Source organism: Loktanella sp. SALINAS62 (assembly GCF_018263905.1).
Lineage (GTDB): Bacteria > Pseudomonadota > Alphaproteobacteria > Rhodobacterales > Rhodobacteraceae > Loktanella.
This window is the reverse complement of the sequence record NZ_JAAFZU010000022.1, coordinates 1-19,254: the sequence shown is the minus strand read 5'-3', so window position 1 is coordinate 19,254 and position 19,254 is coordinate 1. Positions and strand designations below refer to the sequence as shown.

Sequence of the window (19,254 nt, the reverse complement as noted above, 5' to 3'; positions counted from 1 at the left end):
TTTGGGACCCAGGCCCTGCGGCGCTGTGCCCCCCAAAAACAGCCGCATGCTGCCTTCTCATGTGAACAATCCAAGCCAGACGATTTCGGTTCCCTCGCGAGGGTCGTTTTTTCCAGCCCGTCAGTCAGGCCGTCAGGTGGTCCCACCTTGAATGCGCTTGGGAGAAGACGCTTGGGAAATGGGGAACCTCGCGCCTTTGCTGGCGTTGACGGGTCATCTTAAACACAAAACAAGAGGGTAAGCGTTCGTCATGGTCAGCAAGATCAAAACAGCCATTCTTCCGGTCGCGGGACTAGGCACGCGGCTATTGCCATTGACGAAAGCCGTGCCGAAAGAGCTCTTACCTATTTACGACACACCCTTGCTACAGTTCGCGATTCAAGAGGCGCAAGACGCTGGTATCGAGCGACTGATTTTCGTCAGCCATCCCTCCAAAAAGATCATCGAACGGCAAGTCAAACCGGATGGGGTGTTGATGTCCAAGCTGCGTCGCCGCGGCAAGGACGACCTGGCGGATGTGGTGCTGCAATCGGAAGTTCATGCAGACGTCGAGGCACACTTTGTCTATCAGGAGCGTCAGCTTGGTTTGGGCCATGCGGTCTTGTGCGCGCGTGAGTTGGCGCTTGACAGACCCTTTGCTGTCATCTTGCCCGATGATCTGATCGTCGGCACCGGTTGCCTTGCCGAAATGGTCGCTGCTTATGACCCGGTCCGCGCAGGTTTGATGGTTGCCGCGATGGAAGTTTCAAAAGAAGACATCCACAAATACGGCGCTTTCAATTCGACGGGACGGGATGGCAAACGCCTGCCGTCTTCGGGCCTGGTCGAGAAACCGGCACCCCATGATGCCCCGTCTCTTTTCGGAGCTGTCGGGCGCTATATTCTGCCACATAACATATTTGACGAGCTCGCGCGCACCAAACCCGGCTCCGGGGGCGAGATCCAGTTGACCGACGCCATCGCTGCGATGACACCCGATGTGGGGCTCGAGGGGTTCATTTTCGACGGTCGCCGCTTTGACTGTGGCCATCATGACGGTCTGCTTGAGGCCAGCAACTGGCGCAAGCATGAGGTCGAGTGCCAAGGCAAAGTGGCCCCTATGGAGGCGCGCCTGGCTGGTGAGTGATGCGGTCGGCATCGCCGGATCGCAGTCTCACGCCGTTCAATTTTAATGTAACAGATTTTTCGCAAAGTGTGGGGGTTTCCCTTGGATAACACAGATACGCGTTCTCTGTTGGAGCGGCCGCAATCATTGCTGTTCCACCTCATCGCTTTGGATCTGTTCTTCGTGATCATGTTCCCGCTGTCGATCTCTTCTGGATCCTGGACCTTGGCCCAGTGGTTCAATCTCAAGGCCGAAGTCAGCATTCCCACTTGGTTTTCGACAAGCCAGCTGCTGGTCGCCGGCTTGCTGATATTGGTGACATCGCGTTATCGATCATCCGCCCACCCGACGCGCATCTTTTGCATGATGGTGGGCTTTGGTCTGGTTTTCATTTCTGCGGACGAAGCATCGCTTATTCATGAAAGGCTGACACCGCTTGCCGCCAGACACGCCGATTTCATTCCATTGTTCAGCGGCGGACACGGTGCTTGGATATCATTTATGCCGTCATCGGGCTCTTGCTTACGGTCTTCAACCTGCGCAACATCATAGCGATGTGGACAGATTTCCGCCGCCCGCTGGTGGTCGTCTGCGCGGGTTTCGTCACGCTGGCTGCAGGTGGGGTCGGCGCAGAGATCGCGGGTTACCTTTCGCTCTTCGCCTCCGATATCGTGCAACTTATGGTAGAAGAAGGGCTGGAGATGGTGGGCGGCAGTATCATGGTCGTTGGCGCCGCACTTTTTCTCAATGTGCATGTCAGGCTTCAGAAAATTCGTTTCGAAACGCGCGCTGCTGCCCGGAACGCGGGCCAAATCAAACATTCTTAAGGGGTGTGCAACCCCGGACAGGAGACACCTGTGCAACAAGACGACAGGCTTACAAACCACCAATCAGCGGGCGCGTCCCGTGCTTCTGCGCCTGTTCGGCTCGATGCCGCCATCATCGGTGCGCAGAAATCGGCCACGACGACCCTGTTCGACCGCATCGCGGCGCATCCCGACGTCAGCGGTTGCGAACCCAAGGAGCCGCATTTTTTCATCCGCGATGATTGGGAGACGCATCTTGACGAATATGCGTCGATGTTTCCCGAACCGGCGGGGCGGCTTACGCTGGAAGCATCGACAACTTACAGTTTCGCGCAGCACAGCGATGTCGTGGCCCGCCGGCTGCATGCCCACAATCCCCATATGCGCATCATCTATGTGGTGCGGGAGCCGGTCGCCCGCATCGTTTCGGCCTATCGCCACGCGGCCAGTCGCCGCTACAAGGTCGCACCGACCATCGGGCAGGCAGTGGCGACGCCGTCACGTCTGGTGGACAACACGCGCTATGCGGCGCGGCTGAAGCCTTTCCGGGATCTTTTCGGGGCCGACCGCGTGCTGATCCTGACATTCGAGGAGGTCACGACGCGGCAAAGCGACTGCCTTGCGCAGGTCCAGACCTTTCTTGGCCTACCGCCGATCCGTCTTGACGAGGTCGCGCTCAACCGATCCAGCACGCCCAAGCTTCATCACAGGCATGACGGACGCCGATGGATGGAGGCATTTGCACGGACGGCACCGCGGTTTTACGAGCGTTTCGCCAAAGAGCGGATCGACATCGACGACCGGCTCCAGCCCGAGACCGAGACTGCGCTGCGACGCGCGCTTGCATCCGACATCGAGGTGATCGAGAGATGGTCAGGACGCGACCTGTCGCGTTGGCGAAACTGACCGGCGACGGGATCGGAAAGCACCCCTCGCGGTGATGCGTTGCGTTGGTGCGGCAGGTTCATGTCGTGAACGGAAAGTGGCTTAAACGAGCAGTTGAAGTGGCACGAACGCGTGCCAGGTCCAAACAGTCTTGCTGACAAAGGAGCACCCCATGAAAATCGCCGTTATCGGTCTGGGTTATGTAGGCCTGTCGAACGCGGTGCTGCTGGCGCAGCACAACACCGTTGTGGCTGTCGATCTGGACCGCGCGCGCGTGGATCTGGTGAACGCGCGGACCAGTCCGATCGAGGATGCAGAGCTGGAGGATTATCTGGCCAACCGCCCGCTGGATCTGAGCGCGACCACCGATCTGGCGGCGGCGGTGCAGGGGGCGGATTATGCCATTGTGGCGACGCCCACCAACTATGACCCGGTGCAGAACTTTTTCGATATCAGCTCTGTCCGGGCGGTAACGCAGGCGGTGCTGGCGGCATCCCCCGATACGACCGTCGTGATAAAATCGACGATCCCCGTGGGCTGCGTAGCAGAGCTGCGGGCCGATCTGGGGTCCGACAACATTCTGTTTTCCCCCGAATTCCTGCGCGAAGGCCGTGCGCTGCACGACAACCTGCACCCCAGCCGGATCATCGTGGGCGGGCAGGGCGATGCCGCGCGCCGCTTTGCCGATCTGCTGGTGCAGGGGGCGATCAAGAAAGACATCCCGGTCCTGTTCACCGATGCGGGCGAGGCGGAGGCGATCAAGCTGTTTGCCAATACCTATCTTGCGATGCGGGTAGCCTATTTCAACGAACTGGATAGCTATGCGCTGCTGCGCAGCATGGACAGCCGCCAGATCATCGAGGGTGTAAGCCTGGACCCGCGGATCGGGGAGCACTACAACAACCCGTCGTTCGGCTACGGCGGCTACTGCCTGCCCAAGGACACCAAGCAGTTGCTGGCCAATTACGCCGACGTGCCGCAGAACATGATGCAGGCGATTGTGGACGCCAACCGCACCCGCAAGGATGTGCTGTCCGACCGGATCGTCGCGATGAAACCTGCCTGCGTCGGCATCTACCGGCTGGTGATGAAGGCGGGTTCCGACAACTGGCGGCAATCATCCGTGCAGGGGATCATGAAGCGGATCAAGGCCAAGGGCATCACTGTCGTGGTTTACGAACCCGTGCTGGAAGACGACACCTTCTTTGGATCAGAGGTGATCCGCGATCTGGACACCTTTAGGGCGCGCAGCGACCTGATCGTCGCCAATCGCCTGACCGACGACATCGCGGATGTGGCGGACCGCGTGTTCACACGGGACCTGTTTGGGGCCGACTAACGGCGCAACCTGCGGCCCGGCATTCATGCCCTGATGTCCGACAGGGGAACTTTGCCCTCATGTTCTTTAACGGGGTCCAGCCCATAATAAGCCATCGGCAATTGCCTTTTAGGCGCAGCATAGCACAGGCTGTTGCTACCGCGCATAGGCGGGCTGTGGCCTGGAGCAGTCCCTCTCCCTGAGGCGCGAATGGCTGCAGTTGGTGTGGCAGACGCACAGATTTACCCGTCGCTGGTCCTCTCGGGTGCAGTCTTGGTCGCTGGAACCAGCACGGTGAGCCATTGTCTGGCGTATCCCGAGGAAAACCGCCTCAGGCAGCGCCTTCATGGAGAGCACGGAACCCGGCGTGTTCCACGACCAGTGCGTCATAGGTTCCCGATGCGATCACGCGGCCCTTTTCCAGCAAGAGGACCTGATCGCAATGGCGCACAGTGCTCAGGCGGTGGGCAATCATGATGATTGTCTTCGTGCCATCAAGCTTCTGCACGGCGTCGATCACGGCGCGCTCTGTCACGTTGTCAAGCGCACTGGTCGCTTCGTCAAAGACCAACAGGTCCGGCTCTGCGTAGAGCGCACGTGCGATACCGATCCGTTGGCGCTGCCCCCCCGAAAGGCGCGTCCCGCGTTCGCCCACACCGGTGTCGTAGCCCTGCGGCAGTTCGGTCATGACGAAATCATGAAGTGCGGCGGCACGGGCCGCGCGTTCCACGGCGGCGCGGTCGATGCGGTCGGGGGCGATGCCAAAGGCGATATTCGCGGCCACGGTGTCGTCCGTCAAAAAGATGTCCTGTGGGACGTATCCCACCGATTTCTGCCAGGCGCGGACATTGTTGTCGTCTATGACCTGCCCGTCGACGCGCAACTCTCCCGATGTCGCGGGTAAAAGCCCGAGGATGAGATCCACCGCGGTGGTCTTGCCGGCACCGGTCGATCCGACGATCCCGACAGAGCTGTTGGCGGGGATGGACGCGGACAAGCCCGCCAGCGCCGGGTTGTCCGCTTCGGGAAAGGCGAAGTGGACATCGTCCAGTTCCAGCGCATGACGCAGTCTGAGCGGGGCGAGATTGGCGCCACGATCCAGGTCGCGTGCCTCATCTCCTTCAAGGTCGTCGTGCAGGGCATCAAGTGCAGCCTGTCCGAACCGGATGACCGATGTGGCGGCAAAAAGCTTTTGCAGCGTCGGGAATGTGCGCGCGGCGGCAAAGGCGTAAACCCCCAGGATCGGGACAATATCCGAAACCGTGCCCTGTTGCGTGATCAGCAGCCACAAAACGAACAGGATCATGCCGCCGAAGGCAATAACCTCGAGCAGATGACGTGGCAGTTCGCTCATGACCGACTGCGCTGCCTGGTTGCGGGCCTGGCGTTGCGCGGGGTCGCGAAAGCGCCCGAGATAAGTGCGTTCGAGGTTCATGAGCTTGACGTTCTTGATGCCGCCCATCGCCTCTTGCATGATCTGGAACTTGTCCTTGTTGGTCTGCACGCGTTCTGCGCCCATGCGCGCAAGCGGGCCGCGGACCAGCAGGTAGATCAGCCCGTAGGACCCGCCGAACAGCGCGATCGCACCAATGGCTGCCATCGGTTCGAGGATCACCAGAAACGCCATGAGAAAGACGATCATCAGCGCATGTGCCACCAGGTTCACCGCAGCCTGCAGCGGCCCGTTCACAACCTGCGCGACTTCGGACAGGATCGATTTTCCCAGGTCGGAACTGTGACGCCGCAGAAACCAGATATAAGGCCGGGCGAGATAGGTTTCCATCAGCCGCATCGACAGGCTGGGGACACGCATCCTGACGAAATACGTCAGCGCATAAAAGGTCGCGGCACGGAACAGTGCTGCGAACAGCACAAACAGAAAAGCGGCGAAGCCAAGCAAGATCAGAAAGGTGTTGGTCGTCGGCTGCCCCAGCAATTCATATGCGCCGCGCAGCCATCTGTTGTCCTGGATCAGATCGGGGTTCGACACCACCGCAAGAAACGGCAGCACCGAGGCGACGCCCAAGACGTCCAGCAGCCCCATCACAATCGCAAGCAAGGCCATCCAGACCGCGATCCGCCGCTCGCGCCGATTGAGAAGGTAAAACAGCTTTCGATATGTGGCGATCATAGTGATACCTCTTCCTGCCGGTTGTCTGGGGTTGCGTCATCAAACCTGCGCACGCGCCTGCCGAAACGTCACGATGCAACGCGCGAAGCACCCGATTGTTCGGTGCGTTGTTTTCACTTGCGTCCCTCGCTGTTCTTATCGGTCGCGATGGCTGCTGGAACTTTCCTGCTTTTTCGACATTGCACTGTCAGTCGGATTGCATCGGCGTGACAGAAAACGGCATGGCCAACACGGAGGAATGAAAGATGTTTGACCTGATGGAGCCGCGACGCGACGACCGCCGCCTGGTGCGTGGTCGCAGGTTCCAGCTGCGCCTGTTGACTGCACCCATCCGGGCCTTGCCGGATTTCTACGTTCTGGGTGCCATGAAATCCGGCACGTCCAGCCTGTTTCACTACATCTGCCAGAACCCCGACGTCGCGCGGCCCTTTCGCAAGGAAACCCATTTTTTGTCTTTGGGGGTGCGGCAAGGCCTTGGCCTTGGCTGGTATCGGGCGCACTTTCCGATCCGTGCGCGGCTTGCGGGCAAACGCACGGGGGAGGCGACGCCCGACTACCTGTTCGAAGCCCCCGCGCTTCACAGACTGCATCAGATACGGCCCGACGCCCGGATGATCGTGGTGCTGCGCGACCCGGTTGCCCGCGCCGTTTCGCATTTCCAGCACGAGGTGAGGATGGGGCGCGAAACCATGAGCCTGGAAGATGCGATGATGCAGGAAGATGCGCGTATCGCCCATGCCGAAGCTGCCGGGCAGGCTGGTCTGGAAACCGTGCTGCACGCGTCCTACAGGCGGCGTGGACAGTATGCGGAACAGCTGGAAAGGCTTTTCCAGCTTTTCCCGCGAGACAAGGTGCTGGTGGTGTGGAGTACGGACCTTTTCAAAGACCCCGTCGAGACCATGGCGCGGGTGTTCGCCTTTCTTGACCTGCCTGACGTCAGCAAAGACTTGCAGTTCGCGGTCAAGAATGCGGCCACAAGCAAGGTTGCGGCCAGCCCCGCCGTGGTGGACAGCCTGCGGTCCCATTACCGTTCGCATGATGCGCGATTGGCGGAGCTTCTGGGTGTTTCGGTGCCGTGGTCGCAGGGAGTCGTCATGCACGGCTCCGATCCGGGGTGAAACTGCGACGCAGCCGGTTGACGCCGCCGCGCGCCCGACGTTCCACCCCCGAAGCACGCAGCGTGGCGAACCCCAGAAGCGCGGGATAGATCCGCCGCGCGGCAGATCGGTCTGGCGTATAATCGAAACGTTCCATGGTGCGCCCGCAGATGGCCTCTATCACGGCAACCTCACGCGGGCTCAGCTTGCTGCGCCATTTGGTCAGCCCGTCGGTCGATATCTTGGACTTCGATTTTTCGTTGTGCTCGCGCACCCAGCTTTGCCATTCCGGCTTTCGACTGTCGGCTGCGGCACCGCGCAGCGTGTCGCGCCTGTCGATCATCTCGGGTTCGAAGCGTTCCCCCAGAAACGTGGCCACCTCTGCGATGCGGGCTGCGGGATCAGCGACCAGATCCTCGTAGGACAGCGTGTGGAACCGTGGATCGTCCGTTTGCGCCAGGTGTTTTCCATAGGCGTCCCGCCAAAGCTTTGCGTGATGGGCGACGTGATAAAGACGATACCGCTGCACGAGGGGCGTTCCCGGATTGGGCTTGCCAAGCTGCTGCGAGACCCAAGGCGCTTCGAGGTGCGATGAGATGGTTGAGCGCGGGTCGCGGCGCACGACGATGATCCGCGCGTCCGGCCACCAGCGAAAGATGCGGTCCTGGTAGAAATAGTGACCGGGGGTCTTTTCGCCCCGGCGCGGCTTTCCTTCGTCTTCGGCATAGGCGGCCAGCATTGCACCGAACACACCCTTGAAGGTCCGTCCCCCGGTCTCCTCGGTCAGGGCCATGACCCGGTCAGGGTCGATGCCAAGGTCGCGGAAATGAATGCGCTGGATAAGTTTCGCCCAGAAATCATCGAAATCCTTTGGGGCTTCCAACTGTTTTGCCCCGTATTCATCTATCCATTTCAGGAAATGCGTCTCGGGCGGGACGGTGATACGCGAATGTGCCGCAAGCAAGGTGCGCACAAGCGTTGTTCCGGACCGCCCCGCACCGACAATGAAAAAGGGCGGCGTGTCTGTCTGCCGTGTCATATGCCTCTCCGTGAACAGATGGGGCTACAAATGTTGTTGGACCTGAACCCTCCGGGCGCGGAGGCGGTTCCATATGGCCCGGTTTTTACGACTGCGGTGGTCGCGCGGGTGCGTCCGCGCTTTTGTCCGTCACGCCTTGGTCTTTTCGGCCATGCCCGGTTTCGGGCGATCCGGGCGGCGGGCGCATAGGCCGGTCAAAAGCTGTTCCAATGCGTCAAGCTGGTGGTTGGTGTTGAATGCGCGATGCACCTGTGCGGCGGCGGCCTGCGCGATCTGTGCTGGATCAGCGCAGAGCGCTGCCGCCGCGATCTTGGCGGCAATGGCGTCGGTATCGCGCTCTGGTGCCAAAAATCCGGTGTGGCCATCCGTGATCAGTTCAGGGATGCCGGAATGGTCTGTGCTGACCACAAGCGCGCCTGCGGACATCGCCTCCATCAAGGATACTGGCACGCCTTCTGCATCCCCATTTGCGGCGGTCACGCTTGGCAAAAGAAAGATATGTGCCGCCTGTAGCCGTGACCTGACCTCGTCATGGGGGCGCGCGCCCAAAAAGGTGATGCGGTCGGCCACTGGTGACGCCGCCGCCTGCTGCCGCAGTTCAGCGTCAAGTTCGCCCGTTCCGATGATGTCATGGCGCCAATCGATGCCGGGATGGTCCACGGCAAAGCGTTCAAGCGCGGTGATTGCGTCGCCGATCCCCTTTTTCTCGGTAAGGCGACCCACTGTCAGAATATGCACAGGCCGCGCGGACCAGTCCCTTTGCTCAAATACGAAGGCTTCGGGGGATATTCCCATGTGGTGGACCTGCGTCCGTTCAGCCGGGGCACCCGCAGCGACCAAAGCCGCGCGAAATGGGGCATTCACCGTCAGGTGCAGCGCACCGGTGCGGAACAGTTCTTTGTAGATCCACATGTCGCCGTTATGGGCGACGGTCGACACGTCGTGGCCGTGGTAGATCGTCACCAGCGGTGGCGCCTGCTGCAGACGCCGCAGCACCGCGGCTGTGCGCGCGCCTTCGTAGCCGAAATGTGCGATGATCACGTCAAAGGTCGCAAGATACGCCGTATCCAGCCGGTCCATGATGCGCCACGCCTTGTGGCGCCGTTGGGTATCAAGTTTCTGAACCGGACCGTTGAGTGCCGCAAATTTTCCCCAATGCAGCCGGACGGTGGCATTGCCGTCGGGCCAGTCGCTGTCAGTTTCGCGGCACAGCACCTCGACATCATGGCCACGCGCCGACAGTCCCTTCACCTGTGCGATGACAAAGGTTTCGGAGAGCAGGGGAAATCTGTCGGCGACGATGCAGATCCTCATGTGCAAAATGCGATTTGCGAGTCAGGTTCACGCTTCATGTTTCGTCTCTCGCTGGGGACGTGCACGCGCTGCTTTTTCCCGCAGCCGCCGCAAACCCGCGACCGATGCGGCCCGCGCGCGACGCGGCAAGAGTGACAACGCCAACCACACATAAGGAAGCGGCTGCGCGGGCGCGCTGCGTGCGGATTTCAGTAACAGCCTGCGACCGGCGCGCAGGTTTCCCTCGTCCCATTCCAGATGCCGCCTGGCGCTGTCCATCTGATAGGCAAAGGTCGTCCCCAGCCGGTTCGCTTCGAAGCCGTGCCGTTCCACGAACAGATCGCGGGCCTGCATGTTGCGGTCGAACTGCGCGGATCTCTTGGCTTCGACCCCGGACATGGATCCAACCTGATCGTAGATCGTGAGCGCTTCGGGAAGGTAGTCGAATTCGAACAAACGCGCGATCCGGGCCCAGTAGTCGTGGTCTTCGTTGGCGGGCATCGCACTGTCGAAACCGCCCACGGCCTTTGCTGCTTCTGCGCGGATCATCGTGCTGCTGGTCCCGAAATGAACGACATTGCGTTGCAGGATGTCGGCCAGGACATTGCCGCGGACTTCTGGCCGCCAGGTCTCGATGTGGCCGCCGGGCTGTTGGATCGCAAGACCGGTGTAGATCAGTCCGACGCGCCCCGGCGACGCCTGCATCAGGGCAACCTGCCGGTCCAGTTTCTCTGGCATCCATGCGTCATCAGAGTCGAGAAAGGCGATCAGCCTGCCTTTTGCGGCCGCCAATCCACGGTTGCGGGCGGCAGCGACGCCTTGGTTTCGATCCTGCCGGATGTAACGCACGCGATCATCCTTGATCGCGCTGACCAGTGACGGCGTCGCGTCAGTTGATCCGTCGTCGATCACCAGCAACTCGAAAGACGTATAGCTCTGCGCAAGCACGCTTGTGATCGCGCGGTCCAGCGTGGCGGCTCGGTTGTAGGTCGGCAAGATCACAGAGACGAGGGGGGCGGTTTCTGTGGACGACCGCGCCGGCGTGGGCGGCAACGGGGCAGGGGGTGCAGACGCAGGGGCAGGGGGGCCACGTCGCAGCGCATCGACGCGGCTGTCAATCGCGCGTCGCATCGCACGCAATCCACCTCCACCGACACCGCCATGACGTTGCACCCCGCGACGGGCGCGATGACCCAGATCGGGTGCCATTGCGTCGGTGCAGGCCATGGCAATCTCGTCAAAGGCTTCGGCCAGTGGTTTGGCGTATTGCGGCAGGCGGTCAGCCGCGTCGAGGCGCGCCTCGATCTTGTCGAGCACATCCAGCCGCCCCGCGAGTCCCTTGGCACTCCGGCCTTTCCCGCTGAGCGAAACCTGTCCATCGGGGAGCCTGCGGTAGTAGCCAAGCCCGCCATCTGCGCGGACAAGCGGCACGCCGGCAATGAGGGCGCGCATCATCAGATCGCCGTCCTGGTTTATCGTGACGGCCGGATCCCAGCCGCCGGACGTGTCATAGGCGGCGCGCGTCCACAGCAACGTGCAGGGGGGATGATACCAGCCCGTCAACCACGCGGCGAGATCGTCCTGCCCCGGCCGCCGTGGCGCGCAGGATGCCGGGCGCGCGCGCCAGCAATTATCCACCAGTTCGTAGCGCCGCCAAGGGCAGCAGGCCACGGCCACCTCTTGTCCCTTTAACGCCGCAGCCAGATGGGCGAGCGTATCGGGACCCATCAGGTCGTCGGCATCAAGGAACATCAGCGCCTCGCCCGTCGCTTCTGCGGCAGCGGTCGCGCGCGCGGCAGCCGCACCGCGTCGTGGCACATGGATCACGCGCACGGGGGCGCCAAAGCTGCGGGCAATCTCGACGCTGCGATCCTGACTGCCGTTGTCTGCGACGATGATTTCCACCGGTGGCAGGCTCTGGTCCCGTGCTGACCGGATCGCTTGCGCAAGAAAGGCTTCACCGTCAAGGACTGGGATCACGACCGAAATGCGCATCCCTCAGTCCGTCCCGCAGTCGGCATCGATCATGTCGAGCACCTTTTCCAGCCTTGCGGGGTCAAGGGTGAGATCGCGCTTGAGCGGCTCGACGTCGCCATGCTCCTTTGCTCCGATCAGGTAATAGGGGTGACCCATCGCAGACGCCACGGCGTAGAAATTCGGATTTGGGAAATTGGGTGACGCGATTTCGACCACATGGGTGCCTTCAGCGCAGAACATCACATTGGTCAGCCCAGCCCCATGTGGTGCAACGACAGCTTCGGCGTGACGCATCAGGTCGACCTGTGCGGCAAAATCGAGATCTTCGAGAAAGACCCGTTCAAAGCCGCGCGCCGTCAGCATCGGCATAAGCTCTTCTTCGTTCAGCAGGTTGCGGAACCGCGCGCGGGCGCGACTGACATAGACCCGGCGGGTGCGGTCTGACTTTGGCAAAGGCGGCGCCATTTCCGCGCGCACCGTGCGCAGCAATTCCGGCCGAAACCGGTCTGTCTGGGCAATTGTCAGCTTTTTGACGCGTAAAGGGCGGCTTTCGTCGTATCGCGCAAATCTTTCGGGTGCGACGCCCAGCATGCGCAACGATGCCTCTTGCGTGGCCGTCAATTGTTCTGGCAGCAGCGCGTCGTCCAGCAGGCCCATGCGTTTGAGCAAGATGAGCTTTGGCAGATGCGCCGTCAGCCAATGGGAATGGTTGTCGTGGACGCGCTCCAGCACCCAGACCGCCCTGTCCATGTGCACCGGCTCCCGCCCGGACGCCTTGGCTGCACGCAGCGCTTCGGCATGGCCATTGCGGAACTTGATTTCGCGCAGGTCGATGGCACGGCCATCGTCCGACACGATGGCAGGATAGAAATTGCCGTCTTCGCGGCGCCAGGAAACGATTGTGGCGTCCGCGACCTCAAGGACAGAGGTCTCGCCGCTGTGTCTTTCAGGAACATCGCGAAAGGAATATCCCCACCAATGACGGGTGTCGGGCAAGTCGCTTTGCGCGGAAATGTTTGCGGGCAAGGGATTGTGCGCGCGCTCCGGGGCATCGACGATGTCGTATTGGACAGCGATCTCTTCAAGCGGCACAGGTTCTACGTGGCGCCAGCCGAACCAGCGCGGGGGGGCACCCCGCCTGACGCTGCGGCGGATGACATCACGTGCGACGCCGCGCGCTTTTTTGTCGAGCCAGCCAGCGGCGCCGATCCATCCGGGTCGGGTCCGTCCCTCATTCGTCATAGATGTCATAATGTTCCTCGCTTCGTAATTCCGGAACCTGTCTTTTGTTGGGGGGGGAACGCAAAACCCTCGGGTTGGTTTCAATTGGTCCCCGATCAGGTCTCGTGCGACACCCGGTCTGACGCCCTGTCCACGGGCGCATTTTTTCGTATCGTTGCGGAAAGTATGCCGACCAGCGTGTCGATCTGTGCGTCAACATCCATGTCCTTGCGGCGGGCATAGATGCGGCCCGCCTCGGAATGGCGCGCATATGCGTCATCGTCATGCCAGAGCGAACGGACAGCGGCGATCCAAGGCCCGATCGGGCCGTCCGGGTCGAGGACGATACCGCCGGGCCCCACCGCCTCTGGCAGTCCACCCCGGTCGCTGGCGACGACGGGGATGCCATTGATATGCGCTTCTGCGGCGATCCGGCCAAAGGCCTCGTACCAGCGGCTTGGCGCCAGCACGATCCGTGCGTCACGATAGACCGACCGCATGTCTTTGGTGGATTGCCGGAGCGTCACGTTGGGCAACGCGCCCACGGCGGCCTTGAGGCTGCGTTCCTCTTCCTCTGACAGGGTCCAGGCGCGCAGAAAGACGAACGGAATTTCCGTGCAGGCGCGCGCGACCGCCAGCGCGATGTCCAACCCCTTGCTCGCATGGGGGTTGATGAATGTGACGTTCCGGCGGTGTGTCTCTGTCCGGTATTTGTCAGCCTGCACCAGCGGATAGATCACGTCGCAATCGACCCCGGCAGTCCGTGCGAAAAAATCTGCCGTAAAGTGCGAGTTGGCGATAAACCGGACATGGTCGAGGCCATTGAGCGGGCCACCAAGATCGTCGACCTCTGCATTTCGGAAATAGATGACAGTCGGCACGCCGGTTGGCTGCACCGCCTGCGCCAGTCTGACCGGCAGACCAGACTGGAACAACACGACATCCGGGCGATATGCGCGCACGACGTCGGCGACAGCCTCATCTGCAAACCAAGCGCGGTAGACCGGGTAGCCCAGCTTTTGGTCACTGACATAGCCACGCCTGCCCAACTTTAGCCGGACGCGTGCGGATGCGCCGGTCATGCCCCGCCCGGTGAGCCCTGCAAGCACCGCCACCTCGTGACCCTTTGCCCGCAGCGCCGTGACCATTTCGTACGTGCTGGACTGTGCGCCGCCGTAGATCTGCGGAAAATAGGGATGCGCACTGCCGATCAGGATGCGCAGTGGCCGACCGGCGGTATCATGGTGGAGCGGGATATCCTGAAGGATGGTCATGCGACGCGCGGCCCTGCCGGTGCGCCGCTGAACCTGCCCACCACGATCCAAAGCGGCTTAAATGTGACGACCATGACTCTCGGCTCCACGCTCAGTTCAGGCCGCCAGATTGACTGGCGCGTCCCGTCGATGATTGATGTGAAAACGGCCCAAGCCCAAAATCGTTCCCGGCCCTGTCCCGCAATCTGTGCGGAACCGAGGGTTCAGTGGCGTCTGCCCTGAGGTGCGGCACAGATGCCTATGTGATCAGCAGACGTGTAACGCGCGCGGGCGCCACGTGTCGCTGCAGCGACCGATTTTTTGGGAAAACTTCGATAATTTTCCATACCACTCCCCCGTTTCAGGAAGTCGACGGCGAAAACCCCCACAGCATGGAACCTATTGGCGTGAGGGCGGTTTGAAACCAACTCACTATGACTCCCTGAGTGTATTTGGGACTCCCTGAGTGTATTTGGACGTTTGATGCAAGAGACAGACAAGGCTCTTAGCTTTTTGTTTTTCGACATCAGTCTGCTCTTGCAAGGAGATGGGCACTAAAGATGAAAATATTGATCAGCCGTCTGAGCTCTCGGACCCCGGACGTCCGGGACCAAGACACCCAAGTGATGCGTAACGACCCTGCTGTTGGGGGGGTCGCCAAACGCACGATCGACGTATCGCTGGCAGCGATTGCGCTTCTGGCACTTCTCCCGCTGCTTATCGGTCTGTACCTTTTGATAAAGCTTCAGATGCCCGGGCCGTTTCTGTACGGGCACGAACGGATCGGACATAGCGGTCGCCGGTTTCGCTGCTGGAAACTGCGTACCATGCACGTGGACGGCGACGAGATCCTGCGCAAGCACATTGCCAACGACAGCTCCGCCCGCGCGGAATGGCTCGCGACCCGGAAATTGCGCGACGATCCACGCGTGACCCCTTTGGGTCAGGTTCTCAGGGCGTACAGCTTGGATGAACTGCCGCAATTTTTCAATGTCATCGCCGGTGACATGAGCCTTGTCGGCCCCCGTCCCGTTGTGAGTGAAGAGCTGGATCGCTATGGATCGTCGCGTCGTTACTACCTGATGGCGCGTCCGGGCGTGACGGGGCTGTGGCAGATCAGTGGACGGACAGAGACGTCTTATTCGCGCCGCATCGCCTTTGATCGATACTATACAGCTCGGCGCAACATCGGCCTCGACATCGTGATCCTTGTGAAAACCGTTCCCGCGGTCGTCGCATCACGCGGCGCCTACTGAGCAGATGCAGCGGTTGCGTTTCCGATTTAATGCTCTCATTGCCACGGCCCTTGCAGTCCTTGCCGCGGGCGTGTCCTTGCCCGCCACTGCGCAGGACGCAACGGTATCTGCAAACGATACCGTCACCCTGCGGGTCATGAGCTGGGATCATGTCGAAGGCGCCGTGCGTGACTGGCCGGCGGTTTCGGGCGAATTTCGCGTGGGCCCCGACGGTATGCTTGATCTGCCCCTCATCGCGCCGGTGGCGGCGGCGGGCCGCACCACCGTCGAAATCGGATCGGATGTCGCGTCCGCGCTGTCCGAGCAACTGGCCCTGTCCGAGCCGCCGGACGCCACTGTCATGCTTGATAGTTACCGTCCTGTGCTGGTCGGTGGCCTTGTGGAAAACCCCGGCCAGATCGAATTCACGCCCGGCATGACCGTCCGCCACGCCATCGCACTTGCCGGTGGACCCGAGCAGACGCTGCGGCGCGGGACAGAAGCCTATCGCGAACTCGTCGGGACACGCGGCACCTTCTGGTTGTTGACCCAGGACAGAATGCGTTTGCTGGCAAGGCTTGGCCGTTTGCGCGCCGAACGCGAGGGGTTGGACGAGATCCCGGTCCCGGACGGCCTGTCGGGACCGATGGCCGAACGCCTGATCCGTGAGCAGGCCGAGGTTATGGATCGCCGGCGCGCGCGGCTGGCATCGGAACGGGCCGCCTTGGGTGACCAGATCACCCTTCTTGAAAACGAGATCGAGACGCTCGAACAAAAGCTGGAATCCTTGGAACGGCAGCGCGAGCTGGCGCAAGAGGGACGCGATAGCGTGGCCTCGCTCGCAGATCAGGGGCTGGTCGTGAACAATCGCCTTTTCGACAGCGAGCGCACGCTTGTCCTGATCGAGAACCAGTTACTTGATACGTCGGCCGCAATTTTGCGCGCCCGCCTGAACGTCGCGGCGGCCCAGCGGGAAGCCGACGAGCTTGAGGCGATGCAGGGAACCGACGTGGTTCAGGAGATGATCGACGCGGAGGCCCGTTTGAACGAGGTCGAGCAGCGCCTTGAAACGACAGGGCAGCTTATCGACATTGACGGCGTGCGTGTCACCGAAATGCTTGAGGATTCCGACGCATCGACCGACGCGGCAGATGCACATTATCGCATCTACCGGGCTGACGGTGCCGGGGTGGATGCGCAACTGGACTCGGTCCTGCAACCCGGTGATCTGGTCGAGATGATCCTGCCCGATCCCGGCCCAAGCCAACGCCCCATCGATCTGGAGTGATGCCTCACTGTCAGTTTTCGCGCCGTGCCCGACTTGCAAACACGGCCGCGGTCACGACAAGAACGGAAGCGGTATGAAACTGCATGAATGCCACGACCTCGCCGATGCTCATCACCGTGAGAACCGTCATCAGCATCGCAAAGAACAGCGATTCCGCCTGCGGCCTCAGCAGCGCGCGCCGCACCGATCCGACAAGCGCCCAAACGAACACGGCAGCCTGTATCGCCAAGCCGATTGCGCCGATCTCGACCCAGTTGGAGAGCCATGTATTGTGGAAGTGGAATCCACTGCGACTGGCGATCCCGAACTCTTGCCAGATCGCTTCGACCACAGGGTTGCCTTGCACCCAATAGGCCTGAAAGCCTTGGCCCAGCATGACTGCTGTCCCTATTTCCGCGCGCGCGATTTCCCACAGGTAGGTCCGGCCTGTCAGCGTCAGGTCCTTGCCCGTCGTTTCCACGAAGAGTGCGATGAATGCGTCGGATCTGATCACCGCATATTGGGCCAGAGCCGCCATCGACAGCAATATCAGCACGACCGCAAGAAGGCGCAGGGGAATACTGACGATCCGCAACAGCAGAATGCCGGTCCCTACGGCCACAAGCCCAAGCGCCGCAGCCAGCCAACCCGTCGATTGCGCCATCACGATCAGGCCAAAGACAGGGACCATGGCGGCAGCGGCCAGCGCGCGCATGGCGCGTCCCGTGTCACCCCCCAACGCAAGTGCCGTGGCGCTGCAAAAGGTGATCACCATCGCGAAGGCAAAGTCGTTCTTGCTGGCGTAAATCCCCAAGTAGCCGCCACCGTCGATCCGTGCCCGCCCCAAGACGATGCTGGCCAGTGCCGCCAGCATGCCGGCGCAGAACAGCGCCCTCAGAAATACCTTTGGCGACAGCCTTGTGGCCATGGCAATGGCGATGACCACAGTCAGGGCCAGCTGAATGCCGTGGCGCATCGACAGGGCGGGATCGCTCGACCACCCGAACGACAGGATGCACCAAAGTGGCAGCAGAAGTATCCACCCGTTGTCTGCAAGTCCCCCCACCGTCTCGCGTGGGGCCAACAGATACAGCGACAGGCCCGCCCCCAGAAACAGAAGAACCCCGAGTGGTCCGAGCCATGAGACAAAGAAAAGGCCGACCAATGCCGCCCAGGTCAGGATCGCGTTCGGGCAAAGCGTCAGGACGCGCGGCGCGCGGTCATGGCCGACAGCGCCAACGGAATGGGTCATTCGGCGTCCTTGTCACACAGGATCGACTGCTCGAATTGGCAATCTTCACCCGGCGCGGTCCAGGCGACCCAGTCCACATGCATCTCGAGCGGTCGTCTGGGATCGTTGAAGTTGCCCATCCATTCGGTCAGCGTATTGGTGTTCCAATGGCTGAAATAGATCTTTTGGGCGTCAGTCATACCTTCCGCAGAAGCCTCGTGCACCAGTTCGCCGTCGACATACCAGCGGACACGGGTCTCGTCCCAGATAAAGGCGTAGTGGTGAAAAACCGCGTCAGCTGGTTGCGGCAGTTCGGCTGCGCCGCCGTTGCGCATTTTGCCGTCGATAAAGGTGTTGAACTCGACGCGACCGGGATCACGGGTCAGGACCTCGACGTCGATTTCGTCATGGGGCTTTTTGTGGACCTCGCCGATATAGGTGAAAAAGGCGGCGTTCACGCCAGACGCATTGTCGGTCCGGAACCGCGCCTCGAACGTGCCATGCCGGAACCGTTTCTGGGTCTGAACCTCTCCGCAGATATAGGGCTGGTCAGGATCATCAGAGGATTGGAGCGACAAGACGAGGTGACTATCGCGTATGTCTATGGCGCGGGACGACCACCAGCAGGCTTGGTGCGCACCGTTGGTCCAACCGTCGGAAACATACCATCGTTTGCGGTCGAGCCGGTCGAAATCGTCGAAAAAGCTGTCCTGTGCCGACGCCATGAACGGGGCAGCCACGCCCATAGTGACAAGAACGCAAAGGCCAGCAAGGCGGGCAGGGCGCAACGCCCCGGCATGAAGGGTTGTGCAAGTCATAGGAAATCTTCGCATTGGCTGGCCCTTGCGTATAGGGGGCTGCTTGGCATCGGCAGGGTTTTGCCAGACGATCGGCCGCCCGGCCCCTTGGCGTTAAGTGGGGCCTGTATATCAATCTTCCGAACCGGAGGCCATGATGGACCAGCCATCTGAATGTGCGGAAAATGGTGCAAACCTCGACCGCCCGGAGGTGTCGGTCGTGATGTGCAACTGGCGGGGTGCTGCAACCCTTGCCGCCGCCATCGCCTCGGTGCTGCGGCAAAGCTGTGGCAACATCGAACTGATTGTGTCCGACGACGCGTCGGATGACGACAGCTGCGAGATCGTGCGCGCCATCGCCCGGAACGATCCGCGCCTGCGGCTCTTGACGTCGACGGACAATCTGGGTGCTGCCGCCGCGCGCAACCGTGCGCTCGACGTGGCGCGCGGCGACTGGGTCGCTGTCGTCGACAGTGACGACCTGATCCACCCCCGGCGCATCGCCCGGATGCTTGCCGCAGCAAAAGCACACGGGGTCGACATCGTCGCTGACGACATGGTGCCCTTTGGTGCGACACAGGGGATCGGCGGTGGGACGC

Annotated in this window: 16 protein-coding genes; 8 read left to right on the top strand and 8 right to left on the bottom strand. The window is 61.4% G+C overall.

Going from position 1 to position 19,254, the window contains the following annotated elements:
• Nucleotides 1-250 precede the first annotated feature (250 nt).
• The 4 genes from GZH79_RS07450 to GZH79_RS07435 all read left to right on the top strand — a co-directional run bounded on the left by GZH79_RS07450 (nt 251) and on the right by GZH79_RS07435 (nt 4,135).
• Nucleotides 251-1,126: a sugar phosphate nucleotidyltransferase gene (locus GZH79_RS07450; RefSeq protein WP_211643160.1), complete on the top strand. Its 876-nt coding sequence runs from the start codon at nt 251-253 to the stop codon at nt 1,124-1,126.
• Nucleotides 1,127-1,593: 467 nt separating this feature from the next.
• Nucleotides 1,594-1,932, top strand: coding sequence for a hypothetical protein (locus GZH79_RS07445; protein ID WP_211643159.1), 339 nt, complete (start codon nt 1,594-1,596; stop codon nt 1,930-1,932).
• Nucleotides 1,933-1,962: 30 nt separating this feature from the next.
• Complete coding sequence (locus GZH79_RS07440) at nt 1,963-2,817, top strand: sulfotransferase (RefSeq protein WP_211643158.1); 855 nt, start codon at nt 1,963-1,965, stop codon at nt 2,815-2,817.
• A gap of 151 nt (nt 2,818-2,968) precedes the next feature.
• Nucleotides 2,969-4,135, top strand: coding sequence for a nucleotide sugar dehydrogenase (locus GZH79_RS07435; protein ID WP_211643157.1), 1,167 nt, complete (start codon nt 2,969-2,971; stop codon nt 4,133-4,135).
• Between the two features lie 310 nt (nt 4,136-4,445).
• Here GZH79_RS07435 and GZH79_RS07430 read toward each other — a convergent pair whose 3' ends face one another.
• Nucleotides 4,446-6,245: an ABC transporter ATP-binding protein gene (locus GZH79_RS07430; protein ID WP_211643156.1), complete on the bottom strand. Its 1,800-nt coding sequence runs from the start codon at nt 6,243-6,245 to the stop codon at nt 4,446-4,448.
• Between the two features lie 245 nt (nt 6,246-6,490).
• On the opposite strand from GZH79_RS07430, the gene GZH79_RS07425 reads away from it, so the two are divergent.
• On the top strand, nt 6,491-7,363 hold the full coding sequence (locus tag GZH79_RS07425) for a sulfotransferase (RefSeq protein ID WP_211643155.1): 873 nt from the start codon (nt 6,491-6,493) through the stop codon (nt 7,361-7,363).
• Here GZH79_RS07425 and GZH79_RS07420 read toward each other — a convergent pair.
• The 5 genes from GZH79_RS07420 to GZH79_RS07400 form a co-directional block, all read right to left on the bottom strand.
• Entirely contained in the window at nt 7,338-8,381 is a 1,044-nt protein-coding gene (locus GZH79_RS07420) for a sulfotransferase (RefSeq protein ID WP_211643154.1), read from the bottom strand. The two genes, GZH79_RS07425 and GZH79_RS07420, sit on opposite strands and share 26 nt — an antisense overlap.
• A gap of 129 nt (nt 8,382-8,510) precedes the next feature.
• Entirely contained in the window at nt 8,511-9,695 is a 1,185-nt protein-coding gene (locus GZH79_RS07415; RefSeq protein ID WP_211643153.1) for a glycosyltransferase, read from the bottom strand.
• A gap of 27 nt (nt 9,696-9,722) precedes the next feature.
• Entirely contained in the window at nt 9,723-11,669 is a 1,947-nt protein-coding gene (locus GZH79_RS07410; RefSeq protein ID WP_211643152.1) for a glycosyltransferase, read from the bottom strand.
• 3 nt (nt 11,670-11,672) lie between these two features.
• Complete coding sequence (locus tag GZH79_RS07405) at nt 11,673-12,902, bottom strand: glycosyltransferase family 61 protein (protein WP_211643151.1); 1,230 nt, start codon at nt 12,900-12,902, stop codon at nt 11,673-11,675.
• A gap of 86 nt (nt 12,903-12,988) precedes the next feature.
• Nucleotides 12,989-14,146 carry a glycosyltransferase gene (locus GZH79_RS07400; RefSeq protein ID WP_211643150.1) on the bottom strand — a complete coding sequence of 386 codons (1,158 nt, stop codon included), beginning with the start codon at nt 14,144-14,146 and terminating at the stop codon, nt 12,989-12,991.
• 539 nt (nt 14,147-14,685) lie between these two features.
• Here GZH79_RS07400 and GZH79_RS07395 point away from each other — a divergent pair.
• Both GZH79_RS07395 and GZH79_RS07390 read left to right on the top strand, forming a co-directional pair.
• Nucleotides 14,686-15,381 (top strand): sugar transferase, encoded by a 696-nt coding sequence (locus GZH79_RS07395; protein ID WP_249219033.1) that lies wholly within the window; start codon nt 14,686-14,688, stop codon nt 15,379-15,381.
• Nucleotides 15,382-15,394: 13 nt separating this feature from the next.
• On the top strand, nt 15,395-16,648 hold the full coding sequence (locus GZH79_RS07390; RefSeq protein ID WP_211643149.1) for a polysaccharide biosynthesis/export family protein: 1,254 nt from the start codon (nt 15,395-15,397) through the stop codon (nt 16,646-16,648).
• A 10-nt stretch (nt 16,649-16,658) separates the two neighbouring features.
• Here the strand turns inward: GZH79_RS07390 and GZH79_RS07385 are convergent, their stop codons facing one another.
• Both GZH79_RS07385 and GZH79_RS07380 read right to left on the bottom strand, forming a co-directional pair.
• Complete coding sequence (locus tag GZH79_RS07385; RefSeq protein WP_211643148.1) at nt 16,659-17,879, bottom strand: O-antigen ligase family protein; 1,221 nt, start codon at nt 17,877-17,879, stop codon at nt 16,659-16,661.
• The gene (locus GZH79_RS07380) at nt 17,876-18,676 is read right to left on the bottom strand and encodes a family 16 glycosylhydrolase (protein WP_211643147.1); all 801 of its coding nucleotides are present in this window, start codon (nt 18,674-18,676) and stop codon (nt 17,876-17,878) included. Before GZH79_RS07380 ends, GZH79_RS07385 begins: the two co-directional genes overlap by 4 nt.
• A gap of 136 nt (nt 18,677-18,812) precedes the next feature.
• Here GZH79_RS07380 and GZH79_RS07375 point away from each other — a divergent pair.
• Nucleotides 18,813-19,254, top strand: a 442-nt coding sequence (locus tag GZH79_RS07375) for a glycosyltransferase family 2 protein (protein ID WP_211643146.1), incomplete at its 3' end; no start/stop codon positions are given.

What these genes read in the sequence shown, in the direction of transcription:
- GZH79_RS07450 (WP_211643160.1), top strand. Translation starts at nt 251, where the DNA reads ATGGTCAGCAAGATCAAAACAGCCATTCTTCCGGTCGCGGGACTAGGC.
- GZH79_RS07435 (WP_211643157.1), top strand. Translation starts at nt 2,969, where the DNA reads ATGAAAATCGCCGTTATCGGTCTGGGTTATGTAGGCCTGTCGAACGCG.
- GZH79_RS07430 (WP_211643156.1), bottom strand. Translation starts at nt 6,245, where the DNA reads ATGATCGCCACATATCGAAAGCTGTTTTACCTTCTCAATCGGCGCGAG.
- GZH79_RS07425 (WP_211643155.1), top strand. Translation starts at nt 6,491, where the DNA reads ATGTTTGACCTGATGGAGCCGCGACGCGACGACCGCCGCCTGGTGCGT.
- GZH79_RS07420 (WP_211643154.1), bottom strand. Translation starts at nt 8,381, where the DNA reads ATGACACGGCAGACAGACACGCCGCCCTTTTTCATTGTCGGTGCGGGG.
- GZH79_RS07415 (WP_211643153.1), bottom strand. Translation starts at nt 9,695, where the DNA reads ATGAGGATCTGCATCGTCGCCGACAGATTTCCCCTGCTCTCCGAAACC.
- GZH79_RS07410 (WP_211643152.1), bottom strand. Translation starts at nt 11,669, where the DNA reads ATGCGCATTTCGGTCGTGATCCCAGTCCTTGACGGTGAAGCCTTTCTT.
- GZH79_RS07405 (WP_211643151.1), bottom strand. Translation starts at nt 12,902, where the DNA reads ATGACATCTATGACGAATGAGGGACGGACCCGACCCGGATGGATCGGC.
- GZH79_RS07400 (WP_211643150.1), bottom strand. Translation starts at nt 14,146, where the DNA reads ATGACCATCCTTCAGGATATCCCGCTCCACCATGATACCGCCGGTCGG.
- GZH79_RS07395 (WP_249219033.1), top strand. Translation starts at nt 14,686, where the DNA reads ATGAAAATATTGATCAGCCGTCTGAGCTCTCGGACCCCGGACGTCCGG.
- GZH79_RS07385 (WP_211643148.1), bottom strand. Translation starts at nt 17,879, where the DNA reads ATGACCCATTCCGTTGGCGCTGTCGGCCATGACCGCGCGCCGCGCGTC.
- GZH79_RS07380 (WP_211643147.1), bottom strand. Translation starts at nt 18,676, where the DNA reads ATGACTTGCACAACCCTTCATGCCGGGGCGTTGCGCCCTGCCCGCCTT.